Origin of the sequence: Microbacterium sp., from assembly GCF_003248605.1 — a bacterium.
Taxonomy (GTDB): Bacteria; Actinomycetota; Actinomycetes; order Actinomycetales; family Microbacteriaceae; genus Microbacterium.
The window spans coordinates 1-5,977 of the sequence record NZ_QFPF01000130.1 but is presented as its reverse complement, the minus strand read 5'-3'; the positions used below and the strand labels follow the sequence as shown (position 1 = coordinate 5,977).

Genomic DNA, 5,977 nt, shown 5'->3' with positions numbered 1-5,977 from the left:
GACGCGTCGCGGGCGGCGATCATCTCGACCATGCGGGTCTGCTGGGTGAGGGTCAGCTGCGGCCCGCCGCGCCATGACGCGAACCCCACACGGTAGACGCCGGCCTGCCGCAGCGCCTCGCCCATGCGCGTCGTCATGAACCCCTGGGCGCTCGTCGTCGCGGCCTCGGCGTCGACGATGGGCAGGATGTCGCGCACGTTCGCCAGGATCGCGTCGGCGTCGACGGGGTCGCGGGGAGTCCACCCCTCGAGCACGGTGGGGACATCTGCGAGCGCGGTGAGGGTCATGCGAACTCCTTCGCGAACCGGGGGAGGACGCGCTCGCCGAGGAAGGCGATCGCGTCGAGGGGACGGGCACCCAGCGGCTGCCCGAAGCTGAGGTGACGCACGCCCGCGGCGACGAGTTCGGCGCATCGATCGATGACCGTCGTGGCATCGCCGGCGATGCCCAGGCGCAGCATCCCGTCGTCGACGAGCGCGACGGCCCCGGCGGTGTCGCCGGCACTCATCAGGCGCTGCACATCCTGAAAGCGGTCGACGTCGAGACCGGCCTGCTCGAGCGCGTCGCGCGAGAGCGATCCGGCGTAGATCGCGATCTTCTCGGCCAGGATGCCCCGGGCCATGGCGGGGTCGTCGTCGATGGCGATCCAGATCGAGCAGGCGATGTCGATCTCGCGGCCCGCTGCGCCCGCCTCGACGCGCTCGGCGATCCAGGCGTACCGCTCGGGAGGAAGCGCGAGGGCGAGCACGCCATCGGCCAGCCTGCCACCGAGCTCGAGCATCTTCGGGCCCATGCCCCCGAGATAGATGGGGGTGGGCCGGGCGGGTCCGTCCTTGAGTTTGGCCTGCGGCATCCACCCGCCGCCGGTGCGCGGACGATCCGCCGGGCTCAGCCCATCCAGCAGGGCGCGGACGGCGCGGATGCCCTGCGAGGTGCGCGTGACCGGGGCGTCCGGTTCGAGGCCCGCCCAGCGTAGGAACACCTCCGACCCGGCACCCATGCCCAGCAGATAGCGCCCTCCGGAGAGCTCCTGCAGGTTGCTTGCGATCATCGCGATCTCTGCGGGGTGCAACGAGACGGGGTTCAGCACGCTCGAGCCGATCGAGATGCGTTCAGTGGAATCCAGCGCGATCGCGACGGGCACGATGCCCGAGCGCCGGAAGAGGTCGTTGCCCGTCCAGATCTGATCGAAGCCCGCCGTCTCGGCCATCCGTGCGGCCGCGCGGAACGTCTCGATCGGCGTGCCGCTGGGCAGGCGGACGCTCGTGCGGATTCGCTCCATGCTGAGACTCCGATCGGGACGTGGTGCGGAAAGCGGTCCCGCGACGGCCGGGGGGTGCCGCCGCGGGACCGGGGTGTCAGGAGGCGAGCTCGCCGACGGGGGTGCCGGTGATGGGGTTGATGACGACCTCGTCGACCGTGAGGGCTGTGGCGGTCACGCCGTACTCCTCGAGGATCTCGGCGTACGTGCCGTCCTCGACCAGCAGCGTGAGGGCTCCGGCAAGCGCCTCGGCGAGGCCGGGCTGGTCCTTCGAGACCGCGATGCCACCGAACTCGGTGGCGACCTCGTCCTCCGGGACCAGCACCGCCTCGAACACGTCGGGGTCGGCCGCGACGACCTCGTCCTGCGAGTTGGTCGAGTTCAGCCACCCGTCCACGGTTCCTGCGCGCAGCGCCTGGATGGCGGGCGCCGCCCCCTGGTACTCCTGCATGGCGATCTCGTCCTCGCCGGCTTCGACACAGCGCTCGTTGGCGGAGTTGACGCGCTCGACCTGGTTCGATCCGACGGGGACGGCGATTGTCAGGCCGCACATGTCGTCCAGCCGCTCGATGCCCTCGGGGTTGTCCGCGGGCACGAGGATCGACTGCGTCGTCTTCTGCCACGCGACGAGGTCGACGATGCTCTGCTCACGTTCGCCCGTGATGGAGACCTGGCCGAACAGCGCGTCGACGTTACCCGCCTGCACGCCCGGCAGCTGTGCCGGCCACTGCAGGTTCTGCCACTCGACGTCGACGCCGAGGATGTCGCCGAACAGCGCGGCGAGATCCGGCGCGATGCCCACCGGCGTCGAGGGGTCTGCGGTGTCGACCCCGATCGTGGGAGGCGTCTCCCACAGAGCGCCGAAGGAGATGACGCCGGCCTCCTGGATCGCCTCGGGGAGCATGTCGTGCAGCTCCTGGATGAAGAGGTCGTTCTCGGCCTCGGCCGATGCCTCGTCGGTGGCGTCGGCCGAGCCGCCGGCGCAGCCGGCGAGCGCGAGCGCCGAAGCGACGACGAGGGCGGGAAGCGCGAACCGAGCGCGACGTGATGCTGCGAAGGGGGCGGAGCGCATGTCTGGTCCTTATCGATCAGTTGGAAGGGGTGCAGGCCCCGTGGTGCCAACCTGCCTCTGCCATTCCTACTGAAGCGATGTTCCGGCGGTATGTCTGCGCGTTACCGCCATGTTTCATTTCTCTGACTCACGTCAAAGAAGAGTCATACGCGCGCAGCCCAACGGACCGAGATACCGGCGCCCCGCAGGGCCGACTCCAGCGACTGCTCCGCACCGTCGGCCCGCGAACCCAGCGCCGTGTCGATCACGGCGAGCTGATACTCATGGCCGTACTTCCGCGCGAAGTCGGCGACGTCCTCGACGCGCAATCCGTGCTCGCCGGGTCGCGGCTGCAGGCGCGCGTGGCGACGCTCGGGTCGCATGCCGCCCGCCACGACGGCCCGATCGAGCGCGTCGAGATCGGAGAGGGCGAGCTCGCCCGCCGACAGCACGCCGAGGCGATGACCGAAGGGGCGATAGGTGCGGTCGATCCAGGCTTCGATCGCTTCATCCGCACCCTGCACCCGGCTGGGCCAGGCGCCGTCCAGACACCAGGCGAGAGCCTCGGGCCAGGGGCCGAACCCCGAGGCCGCGTTCAGGTGAGCGCCCTCGGCGAGTTCGATCCACGGGATGCCGAGGTGCGCCGCGTACGACTCTGCACCACCGGGCAGGTAGGGATCCTCCGCGGCGGTGACCAGCAGCATCCCTTCGGAGTGGGCGGCGCGCACCGCGCCGGCGTCCAGGCGCGCGATCTCGATGCGCGAGACGTCTCCTCCATGCGCGCCGGAGGCGGGTGGTGCGACGAGCAGCGCGCGGCGCACCGTACCCTCGGCGAGGGTGTCCGCGGCCAGCTGTGTCCACAGCAGCACGCTCAGCCCGTGAGCGACGACGATGACGTCATCGCGCCCCTCCAGGGCGCGGGCGATCGCGCCCGACCACGCCTCGATCGAGGGATGCTCGGGGTCGGGCAGCGTGAGATAGTCCACACTCCACCCGCGCTCCACGAGCCGCTCGGCCAGCCAGCCCTGCCAGTGCAGGCCGTCGCGTCGGTGCTGCCAGCCGTCGAGGATCAGCGCATGGGGGGTGTTCGTCATGGCCGGGCGCTCCCGCTCAGAGGGCGGATCGCGTCACGCCCGGGATTGTCGATGCGTGTGCCCGTGACCTGCGAGACGAAGTCGGTCGCAAGGCCGCTGAAGCGTGCGCGCAGGGTGTGCAACAGGGCACTGCTGTCATCTCCCGGCCAATCGGGAGGGAGCAGATCCGCGGGCAGGCCGGGATCGATGTACGGCACGATGCGCCACGTGTCGATGCTGCGGATATAGATCGAGAACGCCTCGCGGGGGCTGATGACAGCATCCATTGCCCGCGCGCCGTCCGGGCCGTGCTCGGTGAGGAACTGCTCGTGATGGCCGCGAATCTCGTCGAGGTCCCACCACTGCGCGACAGCTGCGGCGAGGGGTCCCGCGACTCTCGGGCGCTCGGTCACGAAGACGGTGGCGTGCTCTCTCACCTCGAGTTCGGCCAGGATCTCCTCGACCTCCTCGAGCAGGTAGGCCGGGCAGATCCACAGGGCGGGCGACACCGTGCCGCAGCCGATCCAGTGCAGGCGCCGGCGCAGCTGATGGCGAAGGTGCCGGTTCTCCTCGGGGATCGAGAACGACACCAGGCACCAGGCGCTGTCGGCGCTCATGCTGCGGGGGTAGTACACCCGCCGGTCTCCGCGGGCGAGCATGGGCACGGCCTCGTCCACCAGCCGGTAGCCGGCCACGCGGTCGCGGGTCTCGGGCACGAGCAGGCCCTTCTTCTTCACCCGCACGATCGCAGTGCGGGTGCGGGGATCGGGCACCCCGAGGGCGTCCATCAGCTCCAGCAGGTCGGCGACCGACACCCATCCGCCGAGCTCCCGGACGTAGATGCCGACGATGGTGCGCAGCAGAGACGTCGTACTCCCGGGGCGGGAGTCCATGTCGTCGAGGATCTCGCTCACCGCGCCTCCCGCATCTGCCGTCGTCCGGCCTTGACTGTATCGCGATCGCGACGGGCGTTACGTTTCCGAACGGTTTCGGGCGGGTGACACGGGCCTGGACCCCCGCGCGCGTGGCACGGCGCGGCGACGACGCCTAGCGTGGAACGATGAGCGCCCCCGCCTTCGACGCCCGCCCGCTCACCGACTCCATCGACCGACGCGCGATGCGTGCACACCTGCAGCAGATGCGCGCGCAGGGGCGCGGCGGTTCGGTCTGGGGTGCATCGACCGTGCAGGGCGTCATCGTCTTGATCGTGTTCGGTGTGTTCGCGCTGGGGGTCGTGGGGGTGTTCATCAGCACGGCCGTGGGCATCGCGTCCGCCATGGTCTCGACAGGGGTTTCCTCGGGCGCCCTCGTGCTGCTGCCGCTGGTCTTCGTCCTGGGTATCGCCGCGGTGATCGTGTTCGTCATCGTGCGGGTGCTGCGCGGCCGAGGCGAACGCGAGTACCGGCTCGACCGCTTCGCGTCCACGAACGCGATGTCCTACGTGTCCGCCCTGGCCGCGCCCGCGCTGCCGGGGATCATCTTCGGGGTCGGCAGCTCGCGTCACGCGAGCGATCTGGTCCGGGGTATGCGACCCCGGTTCGTGGAGTTCGCCAACTACGGGTACACGACCGGGTCGGGCAAGAACCGCACGACCCACCGCTGGGGCTATGTCGCCGTCCGCCTCGACACCCCGCTGCCGCATATCCTCCTGGATGCGACCGGCAACAACGGACTCTTCGGCTCGAATCTGCCGACGAGCTTCGACCGCGACCAGCGCCTGCGCCTGGAGGGCGATTTCGACCGCTATTTCTCGCTCTTCTGCCCTCGCGGCTACGAGCGCGACGCGCTGTACCTCTTCACTCCCGACATCATGGCCCGCTTCATCGATCACGCGGCCGAACTCGACGTCGAGATCGTCGACGACTGGCTGTTCCTCTACGCCAAGCGCGATCTCTCCACCCTCGACCCCGCGACGTGGGCGTGGCTGTTCTCGGTCGTCCGTGCACTGCTGGGCAAGCTCGACCAGTGGTCACGGTGGCGCGACGATCGCCTCACCCCCGCGACCGCTGCGCCGGTCACGGCCGGGCCCACGCCGGAGGGACCGGATGCTGCGGTCACAGCATCCGGTCCCTCGTTCCCGCTGCCGGCAGCTCAGCTGAGGCCGCCGCCCGGCGTGGCCCGCGAGGGCCGTCGGCTCACGCGTAGCGTCTCGTGGCTCTCGATCGCCGCCGTCGTGGTCGTCGTGGCGTTCTGGGTGTTCACGATCGTCCTCTGACCCGACGGTCGGGTCAGTCGGGACGCGCCACGGTCAGCACCTCCCCGAGCGGGCCGTTCTGCTCGAGGCGGACGATGCCCGGCACCGCCGACTCGTCTACGCGGGACGGGTCGGCCCAGTACCCGTGTGCGGGATTGCGGAAGAACGTCATCCACATGTCGCCGTACTCATCGGCGAACATGTTGTTGTGTCCTGCCGCGACGCCGGCGGTGTAACGCGCGGAATAGGGGCCCTCGAACGAGTCCGCCACCGCGACGATGGCGTCGTAGTTCTCGCGCACGCCCGTACCCGCCAGGTAGGTCGGCCCCGTCGCGGCGCTCGGCCGCCACGCCCAGGCCGCGTGCATCAGGTAGTACTTCTCGCCCACCTTGGTCACC

The 5,977-nt window shown here is 70.2% G+C and carries 6 protein-coding genes and 1 pseudogene; 1 reads left to right on the top strand and 6 read right to left on the bottom strand.

What is annotated here, in order from left to right; translation table 11 throughout:
* The 5 genes from DI573_RS13405 to DI573_RS13385 all read right to left on the bottom strand — a co-directional run.
* Window positions 1-287: hypothetical protein (locus DI573_RS13405; protein ID WP_292815281.1), on the bottom strand; the 287-nt coding region annotated here is incomplete at its 3' end.
* Window positions 284-1,282, bottom strand: a complete 999-nt coding sequence (locus tag DI573_RS13400; RefSeq protein WP_292815278.1) for an LLM class flavin-dependent oxidoreductase — start codon at window positions 1,280-1,282, stop codon at window positions 284-286. The genes DI573_RS13405 and DI573_RS13400, both read right to left, overlap by 4 nt.
* Window positions 1,283-1,358: 76 nt before the next feature.
* Window positions 1,359-2,333, bottom strand: a complete 975-nt coding sequence (locus tag DI573_RS13395; protein ID WP_292815276.1) for a transporter substrate-binding domain-containing protein — start codon at window positions 2,331-2,333, stop codon at window positions 1,359-1,361.
* A gap of 143 nt (window positions 2,334-2,476) precedes the next feature.
* Window positions 2,477-3,406, bottom strand: coding sequence for an alpha/beta hydrolase (locus DI573_RS13390; RefSeq protein ID WP_292815273.1), 930 nt, complete (start codon window positions 3,404-3,406; stop codon window positions 2,477-2,479).
* Entirely contained in the window at window positions 3,403-4,299 is an 897-nt protein-coding gene (locus DI573_RS13385) for a PaaX family transcriptional regulator C-terminal domain-containing protein (protein WP_292815270.1), read from the bottom strand. The genes DI573_RS13390 and DI573_RS13385 overlap by 4 nt, the downstream gene beginning before the upstream one ends.
* 146 nt (window positions 4,300-4,445) lie before the next feature.
* Between DI573_RS13385 and DI573_RS13380 the strand changes: the two genes are divergently transcribed.
* Window positions 4,446-5,600, top strand: a complete 1,155-nt coding sequence (locus tag DI573_RS13380) for a hypothetical protein (RefSeq protein ID WP_292815267.1) — start codon at window positions 4,446-4,448, stop codon at window positions 5,598-5,600.
* Window positions 5,601-5,613: 13 nt separating this feature from the next.
* Here the strand turns inward: DI573_RS13380 and DI573_RS13375 are convergent.
* Window positions 5,614-5,977, bottom strand: a pseudogene (locus DI573_RS13375) (hypothetical protein); the annotation flags it as partial.

Excerpts from the sequence above, each read along its gene's own strand:
- DI573_RS13390 (WP_292815273.1), bottom strand. The coding sequence starts at position 3,406 with ATGACGAACACCCCCCATGCGCTGATCCTCGACGGCTGGCAGCACCGA.
- DI573_RS13380 (WP_292815267.1), top strand. The coding sequence starts at position 4,446 with ATGAGCGCCCCCGCCTTCGACGCCCGCCCGCTCACCGACTCCATCGAC.
- DI573_RS13400 (WP_292815278.1), bottom strand. The coding sequence starts at position 1,282 with ATGGAGCGAATCCGCACGAGCGTCCGCCTGCCCAGCGGCACGCCGATC.
- DI573_RS13395 (WP_292815276.1), bottom strand. The coding sequence starts at position 2,333 with ATGCGCTCCGCCCCCTTCGCAGCATCACGTCGCGCTCGGTTCGCGCTT.